The 23,159-nt window shown below is 58.7% G+C and carries 5 protein-coding genes; 1 reads left to right on the top strand and 4 read right to left on the bottom strand.

The window, feature by feature from the left end; genetic code table 11:
- Nucleotides 1-340: 340 nt before the first annotated feature.
- A complete protein-coding gene (locus AC24GY_RS02485) occupies nt 341-18,094 on the bottom strand; it encodes an autotransporter-associated beta strand repeat-containing protein (protein WP_487680006.1) in 17,754 nt (5,917 codons plus the stop codon).
- A gap of 312 nt (nt 18,095-18,406) precedes the next feature.
- Between AC24GY_RS02485 and AC24GY_RS02480 the strand changes: the two genes are divergently transcribed.
- Nucleotides 18,407-19,663, top strand: coding sequence for a hypothetical protein (locus AC24GY_RS02480; protein WP_487680004.1), 1,257 nt, complete (start codon nt 18,407-18,409; stop codon nt 19,661-19,663).
- A gap of 7 nt (nt 19,664-19,670) precedes the next feature.
- Here the strand turns inward: AC24GY_RS02480 and AC24GY_RS02475 are convergent, their stop codons facing one another.
- From AC24GY_RS02475 to AC24GY_RS02465, 3 genes are read right to left on the bottom strand one after another with little or no spacing between them, the layout of a single operon-like run.
- Complete coding sequence (locus tag AC24GY_RS02475) at nt 19,671-20,372, bottom strand: response regulator (protein ID WP_422323538.1); 702 nt, start codon at nt 20,370-20,372, stop codon at nt 19,671-19,673.
- Nucleotides 20,373-20,393: 21 nt separating this feature from the next.
- Nucleotides 20,394-22,142, bottom strand: coding sequence for a sensor histidine kinase (locus AC24GY_RS02470; protein WP_487680001.1), 1,749 nt, complete (start codon nt 22,140-22,142; stop codon nt 20,394-20,396).
- Nucleotides 22,139-23,137 (bottom strand): ABC transporter substrate-binding protein, encoded by a 999-nt coding sequence (locus AC24GY_RS02465; protein WP_487679999.1) that lies wholly within the window; start codon nt 23,135-23,137, stop codon nt 22,139-22,141. Before AC24GY_RS02465 ends, AC24GY_RS02470 begins: the two co-directional genes overlap by 4 nt.
- Nucleotides 23,138-23,159: the final 22 nt, after the last annotated feature.

Raw genomic sequence — 23,159 nt, 5'->3', positions numbered from 1 at the left:
TTTTATTTTTGAATACAGCTTTTGCTTACCTTCACGTTTTTACTCGACCCGGCCGATGTTTCCGCCTTCGTACGGGCTCATTGTGGTGCAGGTGCCGGCATCTCAGCGCCTTCCTCTTTCAGAACTTTCTTAGCAGGATGCTCAGTCGGAAAATAAAATATCCGCAGCCTGCAGCGATATCCCTCTGGCTTTACCATGTATCATCATCCCCCTGCGACTTTATACCAGCGCGCCCACCCCTGAATGTACAAGAAAAAAGCCTGCGGGCGCATGATCACTCATGTGCCCGCAGGCTTGTCCAACGCTGCCTCAACAACCAGCTGCAACCCCAAGATTAAGATCAACGACGGCGGCGATGACCGCAGAACAGGGCGGTCAGGCCGAAAAGCAGCAGCAGCATCCGCCCGGGCTCAGGAACCACCACGATAATGCCATAGCTGGAGAAGAGGCTCGTGTCATAAAACAGCCCGGAGAGACTTAGATCAGGCAGCTCCAGATCTCCCAACAGACCGCCACCGCGATGATTGAAACCATCACTCCCCAAACTAAAGCCGTTGTTCGTCAGGCTGGACCAGTCGATCAGATTGAACACATCCCCCATCACCGGCTGGTAATCCGTGCCGCTGCTGGTAAAGGCGACTTGACCTCCTGCATTCAGGGTGAAGGAACCGGTGACTACGAGGCGGTCATGATTGCCGCTGGTCTGCGTGTCATAGAAGCTGCCCTGCGAATTGAGATAGGTGTTTAAATCCCCCGCTCCCAGGTGCATCGAGATGTTGGCGGCGTCATTGTAGTCAGCCCCGTTGGCGGCACCCATCTGCAGGGTCAGACGATCCACACCGCTGGTGCTGCCCGTGAGCACGACGTTGCCATCCACGGTCAGCACACCGATGAGGTCTCCCGCAATGCCGATGCTCGATGGAGTCGAAGACATCCCGGGTCGCAGCACTCCGGCCCCGCCATTGGTGCCGACGATCAGGCTGCCGACACCAGTCACCACAGTGCCTGACCCACTGACGGGCCCGTCGAAAGTCATGTCCACCGCATTGGTGTTGGAGAAGTCAAAGGTGGCTCCATTGTTGACCTCGATCCAGCTGGTGCCAGACACCGCCCCGTCTCCCGCCAGCGCCAGTGTACCTTCGGTGACGGTGGTCTTGCCGGTGTAGGTGTTGTCACTGGTGAAGGTCACCGTGCCGGAGCCCCGCTTGTTCACGCTCAGCACATCCCCAGGTGAAGCTTCAGAGATGACGCCGGAGATCACCACACCCTTTTCACCGCCCCCTGCATCATCATTGGAGGAGGAAACGAGTGTCAGCTCGCGGATGTTGTCCACGCCCGGAAGGGTGGAATGCTGCAGCGTCACATTGCCGCTGAAGTAAGTGGTGCCGCTGATGAAGGTGCCGCCAAGGGTCGTGCTGCCGCTGCCGTTGGTGTCGTTGATGTCGATGTCATTGATGATGTTCATGCCACCATTGGCGGCCAGCAGGGCCAGGTTGGCGTCTGTAATGTCCTGCAGCCAGTGCACCGGATCTGTCGTGGCGGTGTTCACGCTGGCCACATCCGAAGAGGCCTGGAAGAACTGCAGCCCCGCCTGCGTCAGACCACCGGTGATGGCGATGCTGGAGCCATAGCGCATTTCACTCGTGGTATCAAAGTCAGCCACGCGCACCAGGTTCATCTGGCCGCAGCTGCCATCCACGCTCACGACCTGATAGACACCATTATACTCGGGGTGGTCGCTCTCGTTCTTCACCAGAATGCGCTTGCCCACATCCGCAGCCGTGATCGTCACCCCATCCACCACGGCATTGACATTGAGGAAGGCTCCGCTGCCCGCTCCGCTGGCGCCATTGCCGACGGGATCAAAACTGCCGGTGGTCTTGGTGATGAGCGAACTCGTTGTTGCCAGATAGGCGCTGTTCAGGTCATACCTTGTGTCTCCCAGTTCCACCACGGTGGAGGAGAGAGAATTGTTGTCGAATATGCTGATGGTGCCATGACGGATCACCGTGCCACCGTCGATCACACTGCCGGCGGTGCCGGCGATGCCATAGCTGTTCAAGGCGTGAAGCTCCACCGTGCCAGAACCGATCTTCACAACATTGGTCACGGCAGAGGAGCCCGCATCGCCCACGGCGTCCCCAAACTTGAAGATGGAAGTTCCATCCGCTTCAAAGAACACATTGGTCGAGATGTCCTGAAAGAGATCCACCGTGCCCCCCGTGCCAAAGCCGAAGGTGCCGCTTGTCTCACGCGTGCCGATCACCGTGATGCCGTAGTCGTTGCCATCATACCAGTTCATCGTGACCGGATTGACCACGGCATCCGCCGTGCCAGAAAGCAGCAGTTCCACCTTGGCATCCAGGAGACCGTTGCCGAGACCAATGAAGCCCCCCAGATTGATGCTATTGGTGACATCCCCAAAAGCGCTGTTATTGCTGCCAATCAGCGCGCCCTGAATCACCGCCATATTTCCTGTGAAGGTGTTCACCCCCGAGAGCGTCTGCGTCCCGCCTCCAACTTTGTAGAGATTTCCGCCGCCGCTGATGACACCCGCAAAATCCGCATCGTTGGTGTTGTCCCCCCCGATTTTGAGGGAGGCCCCGCCGTCAATGTTCACAGCCGCTGCCGCTCCGCCCATAAGCGAGCCAATGGTGACATCAAAGCCCAGACCCGCATTATCCCAGTAGGGACTGAGGGTCGCGCCGTCGCTGACGATGAACCGTGAGTAAGGCGAGAAGGAGTTGTTGGACCCCGCAATCAAGGTGCCCTCCTGCACCAAAGTATCCCCCGTGTAATTGCTGAAAGAGTCTGGCACGGCACCGCCGCCTGTGCTGTAGCCAAAAACCGTGTCTCCCGCACCCACCTTCACCACCGTCAACCCTGCTGTGCCGCCACCAAAGACCGACGCCGCCGCGCCATCGCGCAGGCCGATGCCGATGTCCTGATATGTCACTCCCGCCTGCGTGCCCGAATCAAAAGTGATCGTCGCGGCAGTGTCAGAGGCGTTTTCGATTCCCGCCGTTGTCTCCAGTCCGATCCCTCCGGTGAACAGGAAATTTTTGGTGAAGGTCATGCTGTTTCCAGCAAGCTGCAGGGTGCCGTAGTTGCGGAAACCGATCGAGCCGCCGGTTCCAAATACCGTCACTTCGCTCAGTCCGGCCTGGTCGCCGACACGCAGAGTGGCATTACGCCCCGGATTGAACGTGATGCCGTTGTCATTGCCGATGGTGATCACCCCGCTGTAACCAGAATTGTCTCCGCGCATCCAGACCGTGAAAGTCGCGTTGTTGGCCAGGGCTCCAGCATTGTTACCATCAAGGTAGAGGGCGTTGGATCCGATGATATTCCCTGTTATGTCAAAGACCGTCTGCTGCACATGGCCTGTGAGGCTGGCATCCAGGTTGCTGGTGTCCTCATAATAGAATCGGACATAGCTTGATGAACCGCTGCCCACGTTGATTTCATTGGTGAAATGAATCATGCCGCCGGTGGGCAGATAGCCTGCAGCAATGCTGACCAGCTGCTTGATGTTATCCCGCACAATGATGTCACGGTTGACGGTCAGGTCCATGTTAGGTGCATCGATGCCAATGGTGTTGTTGCCGTAGAAGCGGTTTTCGATGCGCATCTGAATCGAGGAAGTCTGGACCCCTGTCGAATCACCAAAGTAAATCTTTCCGGTCGGGTTGAACATCGCGCCGGAGTTCATCTGCAGGCCGAGAAAGCCATCCTGGATGTCGAGATCCCCCGTCCATTCATGCAGCGGCGTGTAGAAGCGGAGGTTGCCGTCGCCCAGCTTGATGATGTTGCCGGTGCCCATGATGCCGCCCTCATTGGGATTGATGAGAAATTCGGAGTTGCCGGTGCTGCCGGCATCGCCATAGCGGTTGCCCTGGGTCTGGAAGGTCAGATCACCGATGATGTTGAGAATGCCGTCAAACGTGGGCTGACGCTGGGTGCTGCCGTCGAACAGAATCTGATCACCCGCCTGCTCCCCGATCTGGAACCACTCGCGGAAGCGCAGCTGCCCGGTGCGCGAAGCATCGCGAACCATGGAGAACTCAACCGTCACGTTGTTCTTGATGATGGTGCCATCCGCCCAGGACTGGGTGGTGCCGAATGGAACATACTGGGCATTGCTGTTGCCCTTGCCCTGGATGTCCACGCGCAGGGCGTTGACCCCGTCTCCGAGAATCGTCAGGCCGGTGTAATTATTCACCAACCCCAGCAAATCTTCCGTGGTGCTGTTGAAGAATCCACTGCGGTCGCCGAACTGAACGGTGCCTGAGCCCACGATCTGCAGACCACCGGCGTTGGGATTGTTCGTGCCGTAGGCGGCGATGATGTTGTTGACCTCCGAGGAGATCTGATTCGCCGCCCCACGGATGACCAGCGTGCTGCCTGCATCCGAGACGCTGATGATGCCGTTGTTGCCGCCGAGCGTGATGTTCTGCGTGAGCGCCGCGCTGGTGGCGCCGGTCTCCGAGTAATTCAGCGTGCCGCCGTTGAGCAGGAAGCCGGAGGTGGAACCAAACGCCCCGACATTGTTGATCGAAACAACAGCCGATCCGGTGATGTGGGTGGCTCCGGTGTAGGTGTTTGCTGGGGTGTAGGATGTGGAGGAATAGGTCAGATCGTTGGTGCCGGCTCCGGTCACCAGTTTGGTGAGCACAAGAGTCGTTCCATTGGTGATGCTCAGAATCTTGGTGCCTGCGGCTATGTTCACCCCGCTCACATCCATTCCCGCCGTCAGTCCGGCCGTGCTGCCCACGGTGACGGTGTAGGAATTGTTCACCGTGGTGCTGCTGACCACAGAGCTGCTGACGCTGCTCGGTGAAGTGAAGGCCAGCTCGCCGGTGCCGGTGAACACGACGTTCTGCGCGCCCGTGATGCTGCCGTCAAAGTTGACCACGCCGGTGGCGTAGTTGTGGATCAGCAAGTCGATCCCGCTGCCGACGGTGGTCAGTCCCACGCCTGCGGCGATGGGGGTGCCCGTGGTGTAGTTGCTGGTGATGAGCAGGCCGCCTTCATTCAGAACGAGCGTGCCGCTGGTGATCGTGCCCGCCGCCGTGTTGAAGCGGATCGAGTTCGTGGTGGCAGCGGTGAGCCCGGCGCTCTGGACGTCAGTCTGCAAACCGGTGCCGAAGCTGTCGGCCGAGTAGCCGGTGTAGGCGATGACGTTGCCCGCGGCATCCGTCGCCGCCCAGTCGGTGGCGAAGGCGGTGTTGGATGCATTGGCGCCATAGGTCGCGTAGGAGCCGATACGCGTTTTGCTCTTCATGGCCGCATTGGAGAAATTAATGATGCCACCAGCGATGGACTGGAAGTGGATGGTGCCGGCCGCTGCACGGGTGATGGACGTGCCCGCGATGCTGAGGGTGCCAAAATTGCTGACGCCATTGCCGATGACGGCGATCGCGTTGCCGCCCTGGTTGAGCTTGAGGCTGCCAAAGTTTTCCGTGAACGAGGCGGTGCTGCCATCCATGGCGAGGGTGCCGCCCGCGAGGGTGAGGTAGGCACCATTGCCCACACGACGGTTCAAGTTCGTGTCATAACCGGCCAGGGCGAGAATTCCGCCCATGACATTCACGCCTTCCACCGTGCTGTCTCCTGCACTGGAGCCGAGCAGATTGACCTGACCGCCGCCGAGCTTGGTGATGGAGGAACTCACAAGGCTGCCACCGTCCACCAGATTCACATTGAGGTTCACTGTGCCACCCGTGGCGGCAAACAAGCCGAGGTCACGGGTGTAAGCCGTGGTCGCCTGGGTGAAGAGGATGCTGCCGTCTCCGGTGCCGAAGGTCACCGTGCCGGTGGAGTTGACGCCGCCGAGGGTGGTGTTGCCGGTGGTGTTGCCTTCACCGTAAACGTAGTTGCCGGCAAGGTTGTCGGGATCACTGGTGTCCACACCGACCTGCCAGGACATCAGGTTGAAATTCGCACCCGCATTGAGCAGAAAGAAGGCCAGGTTTGCCGCGCCGCGGCCGCTGTCAGACGTGAGCGATCTGCCGCCCATCTGCAGGCCGATCATCGGATTCAAGGGTGCGGAGTTCACTGTGGAGGCGGCAGCAGCGGTGTAGAAATTGCCGTTGCCGGAAAAATAAAGAGAACCACGATTAATGTTGATGCGGCCTGCGGCGTTGTACTGCTGGCCGATCTGCACCGCTGATTCATCGTTGTTGGCGGTGACTTCCATGCGCAGAACCTGGGACTGGTTGAAGATGTCGATCGGGCCGGTGAGCGCACCTGCCGCATTGTCCTGCACCACGCCATTAAGATAAAGCAGGCCCCAGGCGCCGGTGTAGGTGCTGAAGATGCGGGAGTCAGTGCGGGCGCCGGAGCCAATGGCGGTGGAACCGCCGTAGATGTTTCCGTCGATGCTGGCAAGGCCTGTGGTGTTGCTGAAAATACGCGGGAGGAAGCTGCGTGCGTAGGCGGTGGCACCACCGGAGTCCACATTGTCAATGATGACATTGCCGGCCCAGACGGAATTGTTTTCAATCTGGAGGGCGGTGTTGATGCCGGCGAGCGCGCCGACGTAGAGGTCCACCCCGGTGATGCGCGAGCCGAGTCCTAGCACAAAGGTACCGTAGCCTGTCACGTTTACCTGCGAGCTGCTGCCGAGAGATTTGTCGTGCCGGGCGTAGATAGCGCCATAACTCACGGTGGTGAGTCCCGTGTAGTAATTGGGTCCGTTCAGGAACAGCGAAGCACCGCCGGACTTTACCAGGCCGGTGGCGTTCACGATGCTGGAGTTCATGTAGAAGTAGTTGTTGTCGAAGTCTGTCGCCCTGTAGGCGTTGATGGCGTCCGTGGTGTTGTAGTGCGCCCAGATGCTGCCGATGTTGAACTGAGCCTCCATGCCGTTGAAGTCCGTGGAACCACCGTTGAGGGAACTGCGGATGTCCATGTTGTTGTTCGCGTTGTAGGCGGCACCGTGCATATTCTGCGCGCCGGTGTTGTACATCTGTATCATGCCGGAATTGATCCTGAGCGTGCCGCCGTCTGCGATGATCAAAGAGGTCCAGTTCCCGTTGCCATTGATTCCGCTGCCGAAGGATTCAGAAGCAAAAGTCAGGGAGTTGATGACCATGTTGATGCCGCTGGGCAGCGCACAATCCGCAGCCACCGAGCCCAGCGTGAGGAGGGAGTTTTGGCGACTGGTAAATTCATTGACCCCGAGGCTGTCACTGGTCACACCGACGATCTTGAGGTTCTGATCAGCGCTGATGCCCTGGTCCTCCAGCTTGATGGAGGTCGTCTGCGTGGTGTCCGGATTTCCCACGACCTTGTATTCTGAATCAAGCAGCGGACGCAGGAAGTGGTCTCCCGCGCTGTTGGTGTCCACTGTCACCAGACGATTGGCAATGTAGTCTTCATTGAAGATGCTGCCCGTCCCCGCCAGATTGAACCAGTTCGGGCGCACACCGCCAAAGAAGCCGACGGCGACGGCGGCGTTGCCATTGCTGCCATCCCCCGTGCCACTGAGCGTGGGCAGCACGTCCACCTGAACCACGGCGATGTTCCCATTGGCATTGGACGGCACGGCGGCGTTGAAATTCTTGTCGGCAAAGGAGGTGCCGGGATCAAGCAGACGCAACTGGACGCTGGTGCCGGGATTTCGCACGATCTCCGTGTAGTGGAAGCCCACGTATTCTCCTTTCAACACCGGCACACCGCCAGCGAGCGTCGCGCCCATGTCAAACTCGATGCCCAGTTGGCCGGCCATCACATTGGCCGTGCCCAGTTTTTCAATGCCGGAGAACACGCCTGCGGATCCTTCAATGCGCATGCGGACGTAGCCGTTGGTGTAGATGGGCATGTCGTCTCCGAGACGGCTGCGGGTTTCATCCGAGCTGGTGTTGTCATTGTTCAAGCCAAGGAAGCTGTTTCGCTCCAGGGTCATGCTGGCCATGCTCATGATGCGGCCTGCATCATACACGCGGACGGTCCCGGAGGCGTTGATGTAGCTGCCGGTGAAATTCGATTCGTTCGAATAAAAGCGGAATTCACCCTGGCCGATCTTGATGATGTTGGCGGAGCCGTAGGTTTCGCCGCCGCCGTTGTTGAGGTAGATGTTGCTGCCGTTGCGCAGGTTGAAGACCGCATCACTGAGCACATTGATCTGACCGCGCAGATAATAGGCACGCGTGGTGCCGGTGTTGCCGGTGACGCTTTGGAAAGTGCCGCCGCCCTGGTAGCCCTGGCCGTCCAGCGTGAGCCATTCGTAGAGGCCCACATCCGTGTTGGTCACATTCATCAACAGCGTGCCATTTGGCCCGATGTAAGTGCTGTCCGCCCAGCCGCCGTAGGTGCCCAGCGCATTAGAGGCCGAGGAGGCCAGACCGGCGATTTTGATGGTGCCGTTGTTGATCGAGGTCAGGGCGTTGTAGCCATTGTACATGTTTTCACGCGCCGTGTTGTCCGGCGCCCCCGTGAGCACTAGAGTGCCGCCACCTTCGACAGCCAGACCACCAACGAGAGGACGGGTGAGTTCGATCGGATTGTCATCTCCGGGGATCAAATCGGTCACATCACTCGTGATGTAGCCGTTGATGGTCAGCGATTTGCCGGCGGTGATGTCAAAGGTCCCCGCACTCGCTCCAAGGAAGATGGTGCGCGCGCCATTCAGGGTGATGTCGTCAGTCACAGCCAGCGTACCGCCATCGATGTGGAGATTGCCGCTGTCGAGAATGGCCCAGATGCCTGCATTCCCGGTTCCACCCGAGAGCGTGTTGACGTATACGCCGCTGGTGTAGCCGCTGCCCCCCGAATTGAGCGTCGTCGTTGTCACGTTCTGACTGCTGTTGGTGGTATATACACCGGCTGCTCCTGAACCGCTGCCACCGCCGAGGAAGAAGAGTGCCGAATTCGTCTTGCTGGCACCATTGTTGGAGCCGTTGTTCTCACGCACCAGCCGGGCGATGGAGCCGCTGATGCTCCCCAGAGCCGACTCGCTGGAAATCTGCAACGTGCCTCCATTGATGTAGGTGTCACCGGTGTAGGTGTTGTTGCCGCTGAGCACGGTCGTGCCGACTCCGCCTGTCACAAGATTCACCACACCAGCCCCGCTGTTGGTGATGTTTGCCGAGATGGTGGTGATGTCGGCACCATAGTTGTGCAGCAGAATGTCGCCCGCCCCGTTCCGGGTGAGCGTGCCGTTGGAGATGTTCACCGCCCCTGCCACTGCGTAGCTCACGAGCATGCCTCCGTTTTCCACGGTCAGGGTGTTCCCGCCGAGATTCAAATTCGCGGCCGCACCAAACTTGATCGAATTGGTGGCGGTGGCGGCGGCAAAGTTCGCCGAGGTTGTCACCTCGGTGTTGTTGCCGCTGGCAAACGCGTTGACGTCATAGGCACTGAAGGCCTTCACACCTGTGGTGCCTTCGCGTGCGGCCCAGTCGGTGATCTGTCCGAGCACATTGCCGTAGACCGCCCAGTAGCCGAAGCGTTCACCGTCCGTGGTGGTGAGTCCGGGGGCGGAGATGTTGATGACGCCGCCGCTGTTTTCCACGAATGCCATGGTGACGCCTGAAGCAGGATTCAGCGTGATGGAGGAGTTGATGTTCACCGTGGCATTGCCTCGCACAGCAAGGCGCGAGCCGCCAGAATTCAGCGTGAGATCGCTGAAATCCTCCTGGGCCGTTCCTGCCGTGGCATCCACAATGAGATAGCCGCCACTGAGCGTGAGCGCAGCACCATTGCCGACACGACGGCTCGCATTCACATCATAGCCGGTCAGCACCAGAGTACCACCGAGCATCTTGAGCGCCTCCACCGTGCTGTCCCCGGCGCTGGAGCCGAGAAGACGCACCGTGCCCGCTCCAACCTTGGTGATGGAGGAGTTTACGAAGCTGCCGCCGTCAAGGAAGTTGACCTTCATGTCCACCGTGCCGCCGCGGGCGGCATAGAGGTTCAGATTGCGGTTGTAGAGAGTATCCGCCTGAGTGAAGCGGATGCTGCCGGTGCCGGTGCCGAAAGTGATGGTGCCGCTGATGTTTTCACCGCCGAGGCTGGTGTTGCCGGTGGTGTTGCCAAAGCCGTAGTTGCTGTTGCCCAGGCTGTTGTCAGGATCCGTGGTGTCCACGCCCACATTCCAGCTGGAAAGGTTGAACGTGGTGCCGTCATTGTGCAGGAAGAACGAAACGTCCGCAGCACCAATGCCCACGTTGCTGTCGATCAGGGAACGTCCGCCCATCTGGAAGCCCGAGAGTTCGCTGTTCGGGTCCATCGCCAGTGCAGCCGCGTCGGTGTAGAAATTGCCGTCGCCCATGTAGCGCAGCACCCCGCGCACGATGCTGATCCGCCCTGCGGCGTCATACTGCTGGTAGAGATGCACGTTGGCAGTGTCGGTGGTCGCCGCCACTTCCATGCGCAGCGCATCATTGAGCGTGTCCCCGCCGCTGAGGTTCACCGCCCCGGTGGATTTGTCCCGGATCTGCCCCATGAAGTCCAATGTGCTGTAGGAGGCACCGGTGTAGGTGGTGAACACACGGGAGGTGGCCTGCGCGCCTGGCATCACCACCGTGTCTCCGCCATAAAGATTGCCATTGATGTGGAAGACCGTGTTCGAGGAGGCGGCCTCAATGCGCGGCACAAAATTACGAGTGATGCCGCCGGCGCTGCCCGTCGAGTCCACGTTGTCGATGATCACGTTCCCACCCCACTCGGCGCCATCACCTTCCGCATAGAGGGCAAGATTGTTGCCGTAGAGCTGTCCGATGTAGAGGTCCACGCCCATGATGCGCGCATTGTTGCCCAGAATGAAGTTGCCGCCGCCGGTGACGTTCATCCGGGTGCTCAACCCCAGCGCCTGGTCATGGCGGGCATAGAGGTTGCCATAGTTCACGGTGGTGTCGCCGGTGTAGTAGTTGGCGGCTTCCAGAGTCACGCTTGAGGCGCCCGTCTTCGTCAAGCCGTTGCCACCCGTGTTGTAGATGCTGGTGCGGATGATCGCGGTCGTGTTGTCGCCATCCGTGTTGTTGTAGGCGGTGTTGCCCGAGACGTTGTACTGCGCCCACTCGCTGCCGGCATAGATGATCGCCTCCTTGCCATTGAAGTCGAGGTTCCCGCCGATGATGTAGTTGTTGATGTCGAGATTGATGCCCGTGTTTGAACTGTTGCCCAGCCTGTCCATCGTGCCCATGTTGGCGAACATCAGAACCCCGGAGTTGATCCTCAAGGTGCCGCCCTGAGTCATGAACAGATTCACCTGATTGCCGGCGCCGTTGACGTTGGTGGCGGTCGCATCGGTGGCAAAAGTCACCGAATTGGCCTCCACCACCGAATCCAGCGTGAGGATGGAGTTGACGCGGGACGTGAAGCCGTTGCCGATGGCGTCATCCGTGATGCCGACAAAACGCACGTTCTGATCCGCGCTGATGCCTGCCGTGGTGAGATCCAGCGGCCCGGCGGATGCAGCGGCGGTGCCTGCATCGTTGACGATTTTGTAGTCGGTGGATCCCGGCGCGTCCGAGAGCGGACGCAGATAGTACACCGGCGCACCTGTGATCGGATTGGTGCTCAAGACCGAAGTCATCAGGTAGCGTGAAGTGCGGTCCTCATCCCATGCGATGCCCGTGGTCGTGTTGAGCAGCGTCGGCCGGGTGCCGCCGAAGAAACCCGCGATGATCGCCGTGTTCCCGTTGGTGCCATCACCAGTGCCGCTGAGTGTGGGTGCATTGTCCACCAGCACAAGCGCACGGTTTGCCAGATCCGTGACTCCGGAGGAGATGTCCATGCCGGGGTCAAAGTTGCGCACCATGATGGTGGCGCCCGGATTGCGCACGATGTCGGTGAAATGCCAGGCCGCATAGTCACCTTGCAGACGCACCCCACCATTGATGACGTCACCGCCCAGGGCAAATTCAATGCCAAAGACGCCCCCGGTCACATTGACGACGCCAACCTTTTCCTCACCGGAGAACACGCCCGCTGCGTTTTCAATGCGCATGCGTGTGTAGCCGTTGCTGGTGATCACCAGATTGTCATTCAAGCGATCACGGAATTCATCGACGCTGGTGCTGCCGCCGCTGTACAAGAAGAACGAATTCCTGTCCAGCTCCATGCCCATCATGCCTTGGAGACTCCCCACCCCGGAGACACGGCTGGTGCCGCTGCCGCTGAGGAAGCGCCCAGTCCAGTCCGGGGCATTGAGATAGAAGCCAAATTCATTGGCCCCGGTGCGGAGGATGTCCCCGCTGCCGTAAAGCGCCCCGCCAAATTCCCCCAGACGGATGTAGCCATAGGTGTTGCTGGCGAGGTTGAAGAGGGTCGGGCTGTTCACCTGCATCTGGCCGTTGAGCCTCACCACGCGGCCGGTGCCGGTGGTCAGTACAGCGCCGCGGCCCTCATAGCCGGTGCCACCAAAAGTGAGCCACTCATAGAGGGAGGGATCAGATGTGGTGGAGAATTCCAGCGTGCCGCCCCCCCCAATGATCGTGCCGTCGATGAACGAACGATTGGTGCCCAGCGCCCCAAAGGCGGAGCTTCCAGCACCGGCAATCTTCAGCGTGCCATTGTTGATCCAGGTGGTGCCGCCGTAGCTGTTGAACATGTTGGCGCGGATGGTGTTGTCAGGCGCACCCGTGAGCACCACCGTGCCCCCGCCCTGGATGATCAGATCGCCAATGTCGGGATTCCCATTGCTGGCAGGATCATCCGCGCCCCCAAGCTGATTGGCCGTGTAGCCGTTTGCCGCACTGATCTGGCTGATCTCGCTGGTGATGTAGCCATTGATGGTCAGGGTCCTGCCCGCTGCCACATCGAGGGAGGCGCCGTTGGCACCCAGGAACAAAGTGCGTGCACCATTCAGCGTGACATCCTGTGTCACCGCCAGGGTCCCGCCGTTAAAGTGGAGGTTTCCACTGTCAAGGATCGCCCAGACTCCCGCCGAATTTTCCGTCGTCCTGTTCGGGTCATCCAAGTTCGCCCAAACTCCGGTGGTGTAGCCCGCGCCACCGCTGGTCAAGGATGTGGCGGTGACCACCGTGGTGCTGGAGTTGAAGGTGCCCACGGCAGCGGTCGTAGGAGCATTTGCCGTGGTGAAAACGATGGATGCATTCGTGTTGGCGGAATAAGCGGCCGTGCTGGAGGAGCTTCCGTTGCCGCCGTTGCTCACTCGGGTGAGGTCAACAATGCTGCCATTGATGGCGCCCAGATTGCTTTCGCTCGAAATGCTCAGCACACCATTGTTGAGGTAGATTTCACCGGTGTTCGTATTGGCCGCAGTGAGGATGGTGGTGCCCGTGCCGCCCAGGACAAGGTTTACCTTGCCTGCACCGCTGTCGGCGATGGTCGCGCCAATGGTGAGTGAACCTGTGCCGAAATGGTGGATCATCAGGTCGCTGACAGTGCCTGCGCCCCCAAGATTGCCATCGAAGGTGCTCGTGAGCACGCCGCCGCTGATGCTGCTGGCTCCGCTGTTGTTGGAAGTGATCAGGATCGCCCCGCCGCCAAGCGTCATCGTCTGGCCGTCCAGCGTCAGATCCACGGGCGCATTGATGCGCAGGTTGTCCGGGGCCGCTGCCGTGCTGAAACTGACGTCACTGGTGACGTCCACCGTGTTGCCGCTGACGAAATCACTTTCGGCAGTTCCGGTCACATAGCCGTCGAATGCACCGATGGCACCTGCAGCCCCGTTGCTCGCGAAATCGGTCACCACACCAGGAGTGGTGCCATAAGTGGCATAGGACATGATGCCTGTGTTGGTGAGTCCCGTGCCCTGCAGCGTGATGACGCCGGTGCCCGAACCGCTCTCGGTGAAGCGCAGCGTCGCTCCCTGGTTTTTGGTGAAGACAGCCGCAGCCGCACCTAGGTTCAGCGTGTCGGTGCGCCCCGCACCGGCGATCACGCTGATGCCGGATTCACCATTGAGCAGGCGGAAGTTGCCCGTGAGGTTCTCCGTACGATTGGCCACTGTATCTCCGATGTAGGTCAACCCCCCCCCCCCAAACAAGACCTGTGCGGTGGTGACGCCAAAACGGTTGTCTCCCAACAGGCTCCCGCTGCTTGGGTTCGCCTGCCAGACTGCCTCACCTCCCATGAAGTTCCAGCGCTCCACGGTGGAGGCGCCGACGGCGTTTGCATTGAAGATCACCGTGCCTGGGCCGATGACGGATGCGCTGGAGTTTACACTCGTGCCATTGTCAAACAGACGCGCGTTGACCACCGTACTGCCACCGCGTGACTGCAGGAAACGCAGGTCACGGTCTCCTCCCTGGTTTTCAAAATAGAGGGTGTAGTTGGACGCCCCGTCCTGGGAACCGATGTAAACCGTGCCGCTGGTGTTTTCACCGCCGATGCTGATCGTGCCGTCGCGGTTGTTGTTGTACACATAAATCTGGTTCGACCAGTTCAGCACCTGACCGTCCTTCGTGAGCAGCAGATGCGTGTGGTAGGTGTTGGTTCCGGCACCATCCGCACCCAGCGCCAGACGAGTCCAATAGTCATTGCCCTGAATGAGCGCATCCGCCCCGTCGGTGAGGAATCCGGTGCCGTCATTGCCCGCGGCGTTCGGATCATACAGAATGCGGAAGTAGCCCCGGTTGAGATCCATGCGCCCAGTGGCATCCCATTGCTGAAAGACATTCACATTCCCCTCATCATGCCCCGTCATCTGAAAGCGCAGTGAGTGGTTCGCATCCAGCCGGGTGGAGGAGTCCCCGGTGCGGAAGATGGAGGTGATGGCGGCGTTTGCAGGGTCCGTGCTCAGATTGCCTGTGGCAACGTCACGGAACTGTCCGCGCAGATTGAAAGTGTAGGCCTCGCCGAAATTGGTGGTGACAATGGGAGGATCAGCGTAGGCGTCACTGTCCGTCAGGTTGGCGTTGTTGTCGGTGTAGATGTTCCCATAGACCGACAGCGTCCCGTTGTTGCGGGCGGTGATGGTGTAGGACTGAAATTCTGAACTGCCCGCAGCGTCCGCCACATCCAAAATCACATCCCCGCCCCAGGTGCTGTGGGTCGCCCCTTCAGCCCGCAATACGGCGGCAGATCCTTGAAACGTGTTGGTCGCACGCAGATTGATGCCGCTGATGTTGGTGCCGTACTCAAGAATCAATGCCGAGTTTCCACCCAGCTGCACTTCGCGGCCGATGCCCCCCGCTCCCAATGCCCCTGTATGCCGCACATCCAGCGCTCCCTGGTCGCTGCTGTAGATGTTGCCTGTGAAGGTGTTCCAGGTGTCCAGATACAGCGTGTTGCGCCCCGTCCTCACAAAATCAGTCACATTCACAATGTGAGAACGAATGTACGAGCTGTTCCCCGTCATGAATTCATACCAGTTCACCGAATCACGATCGAGGTCATGCCAGAGAGCATTGGAATTGATCAACGCCACACCGCCGTTCATGTCGAGGAACCCTCCTCGGATCACTCCTTCCATGTTCGCATTGTTGGACTCGATGAAGCTGGTGAAGTTGATGACACCCGAGTTGATCTTGAGCGTTTTTCCCTGCTCAATGATGATGTAATCCTTGGTGGACGTCCCCACCACCTGTGAGGATGCCACGGCATCAAAGCTCACCGTCAGCGAGTTGATGGCGGTGTCCGTTGTCACATTGCGGCCCGAGTAATTGTTCACGTCGCCGTAGTTTTCCACCCCGGTGACAGGAGCGATGTAGCGATTGACGAGCCAGTTGGTGCCAGCGGTCGGATTCAGCCCGGTGTCATATTCCGCAGCGGTGAGCGGACGCAGAAAACCCCCGTCGAGTGTCATGAGTCCCGTGCCGCCACCGCTGTACATGTAGCTGCCCTGCACGGATTCCAGCGGCCGGGTGTAGCTGCCGATGGTGGGCGTCTGCAGGGTGGGAACCACGCCGCCAAACAATCCGACCACGATGTTCTGGGAGGTGGTGCCCGGCGCATTAGCGCCGACAGTGACGAGGCCGGTGGTGTCATTGATCGCAATGCGATCATCGCCACCTCCGATGCCCCAGGTGTGGGACGGGTTCGTGTCGTAGATTTTGAGCACCCCCCCGTTGTTGCGCGTGAAGGTTTGGAACGAACCGTCAAAGCTGCCACCCGCACGGGTGTCCAGGTAGAGCACGCTGGTGCCGAAATCCGCCACCACGTGGCCGAAGTTTTCATGATTGGTGACGGTGGTGTCCGTTTCCAGCAGCAGGTAGCCATTGCGCAGATTGGTGAAGCCCGCATCATTGAGGCGGTCGTCGTTGTTCACGCTGGCATAGACCGCGTTGTCGGAGTTGTTCAGCAAGGCCAGCGATCCCCATCGCGTGAGCGTGATGGAGTTTGCATGGTTGAGGCTGCCACCCGCACCCGCCAGAGACATGTTGAAATAAACCGATCCAGCCTGACCACCGTTGCCGCGATCAAAGGAATTACTGATCCAGCGGCCCGTCGGCTGCTTGATGAGAACGTCTCCGTTAAAATTCGTGCTGTTGCCCGTGACACGCAGTTCACGGGAGCCTCGGACAGTGAACCCCGTGCCGGCGTTGCTTCCGGTCATGTTATCAAACACACCGTCAAACTCCGTCACACCCGGGTGGTCAAAGAAGCCGGCGGTGCTGTTGTAGCTGCCGGAGCCGCCACTGAGGTCAAACAGGTTGCCATTGCCTGTTGCATTTCGGCCAATGCCGCCGCCGACGAGGTTGATCGTGACGTTCGTGAAGATGTGGTCAAACGTCCGTCCCACCTCCCCGTTCCCCTCACGCTGAAACACCCCGTTGTTAAAATTGAAGATCATGCTGTCAAAGCTCAGCGTCTCCTTCGTCTGCTCTGCCAGGGCGCCTGTCCCGGTGACACTCTCACCCCAATAGGAACCGACTGAAAAACGCGCATCAATCACCGCATTGCCTTGGAGGGCGGTCTGGAAGATGTTATTGCCAAAGAGATCACCCGTCGTGCGGCTGCCATTGGCCAGGTCAAGGTTGTCATAAGGATTCCGGTTGTAGGCCAGGTTCACCGTCAAGCCGTTCAGATTGATCCCTGCCGATGTGCCTGTCCCACTGATCAATCCACGGGATTCGAAGCGAACCTCCCCTTCATTCACCGTCAGTGATGCACCGTTCGCATTCAACACGTCCACCCCGCGAATGATGAAATCACCGGCGCCGATCTTCGTCAGATTCTTGCCGCCAAAATCCAGAATGGGCGCGATCCCTGCCGTGCCCGCAGTATTGAGACGCCGCTCCAGCACGATCGTTCCCTGCGAATCCAGCACCGCATCATCCGTGACCACAAGGTGGGACAGGAATGCTGTGCCCGCCGTATTGCGCAACGCGCCAAGACCGTTGGGCCCACGGCCGGCGATCATGAATATTTCCGTGTCGTCGGACTGATAGTTGAAATCCTGGTCGCGCAAATCAATGCCGCCCTCGCCCATGGCGATGGTCTCATTGCCCACCCCTCGGGCACCGGCTGCACGCGGGTTCGCCTCATAACGCAGCAGCCCCGAATCCACCACCAGCTGCCCTGCAAAAGAATTGCTTCCATTGTTGAGATACAGATAGTTCAAAGATCCATCCGCACCAGGCGCGGACACATCACTGAATTTGATCGTCACCTGACCTGCGGTGCCACCGGAGATGACGCCGGTGAGGAGCAGTCCCTGGCCGTTGGAGATGTCGAAATTCGTGATGTCGAGCTCATTGTTGAGCACGATGGCGGAGGAGATCGTGTCATTGCCACCGCCGTCGGTTTTGGTGATCGTCGAAATCCCGCCCGAAGAATTAAATGTCAGCGTGCCGCTTTGAATGGTGTAACTCTGCCCGCCTGAACTGTCGCCGATGCTCAAATCCCCCAGTGTCACCGGCACATCCAGCGTGATTGTGCGATTGGCGGAAATGTTGATGGTGCTGAAGTTCGCAAATGCGTCCTGGCCGCTTGGGTAATCAGTGCCGCCGTCGAGGTTGCCCCAGTTGGTGGTCAGGCTCCAGTTGCCATTGTTGTTCAAGGTCCAGTTGCCGATGGAGCTGTGAGTCTGTGCGTTGACGCGCCCGAGCAGCGACAACACCAAAATCCCGATCAGCAACGCCAGAAGCGAGCGCCCGACCCGCGGTGCCTGCACTCCAGCGCCGGAGTGGAAATTAATGCCGTGAAAACGGTTGTCATGGGGTATCATTGCTTTCATGAATGGGGGGTGGGTTGGAAGGGCTGCCGGGCACAGCTCCGTTATTACCCGCTCATTCTGACTGAATGATTTTTTCTGCCTATTGGGGTCGTGGCTTGTGCATCAATGCAGTTTGTCCGTGCCCTGAAATACACCATCGGAATACATTCATCTGAAGCATTTGCTTATGCTTCTAAGACCGGATGGTTTTGCCTCTTAAACCCGGTTGAATTGAAGATTATCTAACGTTGGATTCATGCGAGTTTCTTTGGCTCAGCCAATGAGATTGAGGCACCTGTCATCAAAACCCACTGCTCCATATCCGCGCCCCGCATGCATTCATTTTCACCGCCTGCATTTGTCTTTCTTCCCTGCCGAAACAATCAGTTCCCGCATCTCGCTCATGCCATTGCCAGGCTTTCCTCCGTCTTTCTGCTGCTGGTTTTCTTTGCCAGCATGAGTGCTGGCGCTGAAGACCGCTCTGCTCTTCCTCAGAATGAGCTTTACTCCTGTGCCAGCGGCCCCTGGGGACGAGTCAGCTACTATTACTTCTATCTCGAAGCACCCGACTATGTGGTGGAGAAGTTCCCGCTTCCCAGCACGACCACGAAGTGGGTTTTTGACATCACCGAGTTCGATCAAATCGAGACTCTGCTCAAAAGCGCCGGAATGCCTCAGGAGAGGCTTGATCAGATTCTGTCACCAAGGCGCGTAGTCAAAGACTCGCAGCATGCCTATGTCTTTCCCTCCGCCACCGACTTGGAAAATCTGACCCCGGAAAACAGAGCGATCATTTACACCCACCTTGCACGCAGTCCGGCCAATGCATTCCAGTATTCACCGGTGTTCTTTTTGACAGATTCGGTGGAGGAATGGGCCCGCGAATCCGGACTCTCCGCCTCAATCATCAGCAAGATTTCAAGCCTGTCCTACAAGGCAGGCAACGCGCTGGTCTTCTCTGACATACCACTGCTGCTCAGTCAGGCTGAAAACGTGGCTGAAGCGCGCTTTATCATGCGCAAGCTCACACGCGTGCGCACGCTCATGGCCCAGCTGGAGCTCTCACAGGATGACTCCATCCCAGACCTTCTGAACTATTGGTCCACCGGTCTTGGCCTGCGTCAGAAAGAGCTGGAGCCGCTGATGCGCGCCATCCTTCAAACCAAGGGTCTCTCGCATCTCGACATCCTTCATCTGATGCCGCCGCTGCCACGCAAACTCCTCTACACCTATCCGGACATCAGCTACACCGCCGAAGGGCGCCTGCCCGACTGTCATTGGACGAGCTTGAATTTTTTCAACCTCAATCCCCAGCCTTTCCTGCTGGACACACGCCTCGCCACCAGCCTGTTGAAACAGGATTTCGACAAGGTGGAGCCCCCCTACCGCTACGGTGACGTTCTCATGTTCATCACCCCGGACGGCCGCGCCGTGCATTCAGCCACCTATCTGGCAGACGACATCCTGTTCACCAAAAACGGCTCCAACCTGCTCACCCCATGGCTGCTGATGCGTCTGCAGGATCTTTGCAAGCTCTACGACGTTGCGCCCGGCAAGGTGCGCATCGTCGGCTTTCGGCACAAAAAATAGCCGCAGCTCAGCCTTGTCCGAGCTTGCGCGACTCCACCCAGCGGATGGCAAAGCGCGTCACCGCAGCACCATCCTCCAGCTTCATTTTGGTGCGGATGTTCATCCGGTGCACATCCACTGTTTTGGGGCTGATGCGCAATGACTCGGCAATTTCATGCGTGCCGCGGCCATCCCCCATCATTTGGAATATTTCGAACTCTCGGTCGGTCAGTGCATCCAGCCCGCCCTCCATGCGGGGCTTGGTGCCGCTGGTGTACGCTTTGAGGATCTGCTCTGAGACCACGTCACTCAGCCAGCTTCCACCGGAGGCCACTTTCCGCAGGGCCGCTTCATAGAGATCATAGCCCATGTTTTTCATCATGTACCCTTTGGCACCTGCCTTGAGGGCTCGGTGGGCATAGTAGGCCTCGTCATGCATCGAAACGACCAGCATGATCAAGTCTGGATGCACTGAATGCACGTCCTTGATGAACTCCAGCCCGTTGCGGTCCGGCAGGGTGATGTCCACCAGCAGGATGTCCGGCATGTCAGACTCCACCTTTTCCAGCGCCGTCTTGCAGTCCGCCGCCTCCCAGCAGCATTCGAAATCCGGCAGGCTGTCGATGAACACCTTCATGCCATTTCTCATCATCGTGTGGTCGTCCAGAAGCGCCACACGTTTGCGCGCTGCGCCATGGGTTTCTGGAGTTTTGGGTTGGGAAGTGCTCATGTTGGTTTGAAACTTGATATGTCAGCGGCTTGCAAGTGGCATTTCACAAATTGCCAGCGTCCCGCCCTCCGCTACTTCACGCGGTTGAAAGGTCAGAACGGCACCCAAGGCATCCACCCGCTGGCGCAGCATGTACAATCCCATGCCCTTGCTCCGCGCGCCTTCCTCCGGTTTGAAGCTCACCCCGTCGTTGGAGACTTCCAGACGCAGACAGCCCATGGCAATCGCCAGCCTGATGTCCACCCAGGTTGATCGCCCATGCTTCGCCGCATTCGTGGCCAGCTCCTGCGCGATGCGATAGATGAGCGCCGCTTCCTCTGTCTTCAAAACATCTGAAACCTCTTCGCACTCAATGTGGCAGCGGATGCTAAAAGCACGCTCCAGGAATTTGCGCAGGTCGTCCAGTGCGTCCGGGAGCTCCTGCGGCCTGACCGCCACGGGAGCCAGCCCGCGCGCATAGCCGCGCGTGAGTTCAGAGGCCTCTGCCAGCTCGCGCGCCACGTCAGCCGCCAGCGTGGACTGCAAATGCCCCTCACGCTTCAGAATGCCGCCCAGCACTCCGCTTTTCAGCTGAGCGGCAGCCAGACGCTGGCAGACATCATCATGCAAATCCTGCCCAATGCGCCGGCGCTCGTTTTCCGCCGTCTCGATCAGATACTTTTCCATTTCCTTCTGCTCCGTGATGATGCTCGCAATGCCGGCCACCTGAAGCTTTCCAGATTCTTCCCCATGCCTCATAGTCGAAAAACCACGGCAGCGCAGCCATTCGGTTCTGCCACTGACATTCACACGAATTTCGATTTCAGCCTCACCGGCGGCACTACGCAGGCGGCGCAGCATTCTCAGGGCCACGCTGCGGTCTCTGCGCGCCACCGTTCTCAGCCAGTCCCAGTGATGGTTCATCAAAGCGGACACCGGCCGGGCGAAAAGCTCCGCATAGGCATTGTTCACATAGACCGGCGTTTTGGGATCCGGCGGTGCCACCCAAAACACATCCTGCATGTTTGAGGCGATCTGCCTGAAGCGCCATTCCGAATCCTGCAGTTTGATCGTGGCATCGGCAATGCTCCTCGAAATCGTCTCCAGTTCATCGCCCCCATCAATGGGTTTGAGTATCATCTCATCTGGACCGATGTGCTTCGTCTGTTCTACGATCAGTTTCACACGCTCTGTGACCATCAGCCTCAGCAGCGACCACAGCAGCAGGCATCCCCCGGCAAGCAGGCATGCCTGGACCAATGACTCATGCATGGCGTGGCTCACCGCCGCCGCAAAGACCGCGCTCAAATCATACTCCAGAATCACGAGCCCCTGGCTCATTTCCCCTATGACATCCCGAAATGGGAAAATCGCGGTCAGTCTTCCGTTCTCCAAATCTTCATCGAGCACCCCTTCCGGCCTCTCTTTGGATTGCTTGATCACAGCCGGCGAAACACCCAGCGGGCAGGACCACAGGGAGACTCCGCGCCACTGTTTCCGCGTGGCGTTACGAATGATGTCCTTCCCGTCCACCACCACTCCAAGTCTGAGGTCCGGCTGGACCGAGGCATAGCTGATCGCCAGATCAGCGGATTGAGGAAGCCGCCTTCTGAAGAAATGCTGTGACAAGCCGGCCAGCCGCGTCCCTTCCTGGTAGGCGTCCAGACGCACCTGCTGCACATGAGACTTCACATCCCGGTCATATTGCCTCAGAATGGAAATGCCGATCAGCAGCAGGCCAAAAGCGAAGACCAGCGCTGAGAGTCGGAACTGCAGGGATTGAAATATCATGGCCTGCTTCTTTCGACAAAGGTTGGGTTGAGCAGCGGTTCCATTTTAAATCGATGCGTTATCAAGTTCTCCCGCCGCATGTCTGCTGCCATTGTTTTCAGGCACTTCGCAAGCTCTCCGCTCGCTGGATTCATCAGCCGCAGGTTCTCCTCCGCATCCGGCGCATGAATCAATTTTACAGCCCTGTCCCACTGCCCCGGCGTCAGGTTCTCACGACGCAGTATGACATCCAGTCCTTCTGCACCCGCATCTATTTCCCCTGATTTTAAGACATGTTTGAGATGAGATGACACCAGGGTTTGAACCTCCTTTGAATAGGTTTTAAGAGCATCTTCACTGACCACCAGCACCCGGCTGAGCTCCAGTCCCACCTCTCGTGAATCATACAGCACCACGGCCCCCTTGTCTCTCAGCCGGAGGCTCCATGGGTCCGCTGTCACCACCGCATCCAGATCTGTGTCATCATACGCCGTTTCAGTTTCCGCCTGGTTCAGTGGCACCACCTGAATGTCCTTCATCGACATGCCGTTCTTTTTCAATGCATGCAGCAGCAGGTGCTCGCCTGAAGATTTCAGCTCCACGCCCACTCTTTTTCCCCGAAGGTCAGAAATGCTTTTCTGGCCTGGGTGCCCCAGAATGGTGTCAGAGCCGGCGGAAATCCCCAGCACTAAAACCGCACGCGGCCTGGCACCGTCATCCTCCAGTCGCAGCAGTTCATCCAACGTCACGATCGCCGCATCCGCCACGCGCAGGCGAAAGGCCCCGGTGGCTGCGGACGACCAGGACATTTCCACAAAATTAATCTTCTCATTCTGCAGTTTTCTCGACTGCGTCGCCATCAACATCGCCTCCATGCCCGGCCAGATATTAACCGCCACAGTGAAGGATTTTTTATCTCCGAACGAAGGCCAGAACACTCCGGCAATGCACAACACCCCCCCCAGAATGAAGGTCGGAAGCAGTTGATATATCGCGTTTTTCTTCATTTCCTTCATGATCTTACAAATTTGAAAGGCA

The organism is Prosthecobacter sp. Pr1, from assembly GCF_057652315.1.
This window is presented reverse-complemented; position numbering and strand designations above follow the sequence as displayed.

Coding starts and splice junctions, on each gene's coding strand:
- AC24GY_RS02465 (WP_487679999.1), bottom strand. CDS start 23,137: ATGAAGGAAATGAAGAAAAACGCGATATATCAACTGCTTCCGACCTTC.
- AC24GY_RS02485 (WP_487680006.1), bottom strand. CDS start 18,094: ATGAAAGCAATGATACCCCATGACAACCGTTTTCACGGCATTAATTTC.
- AC24GY_RS02470 (WP_487680001.1), bottom strand. CDS start 22,142: ATGATATTTCAATCCCTGCAGTTCCGACTCTCAGCGCTGGTCTTCGCT.
- AC24GY_RS02480 (WP_487680004.1), top strand. CDS start 18,407: ATGCATTCATTTTCACCGCCTGCATTTGTCTTTCTTCCCTGCCGAAAC.
- AC24GY_RS02475 (WP_422323538.1), bottom strand. CDS start 20,372: ATGAGCACTTCCCAACCCAAAACTCCAGAAACCCATGGCGCAGCGCGC.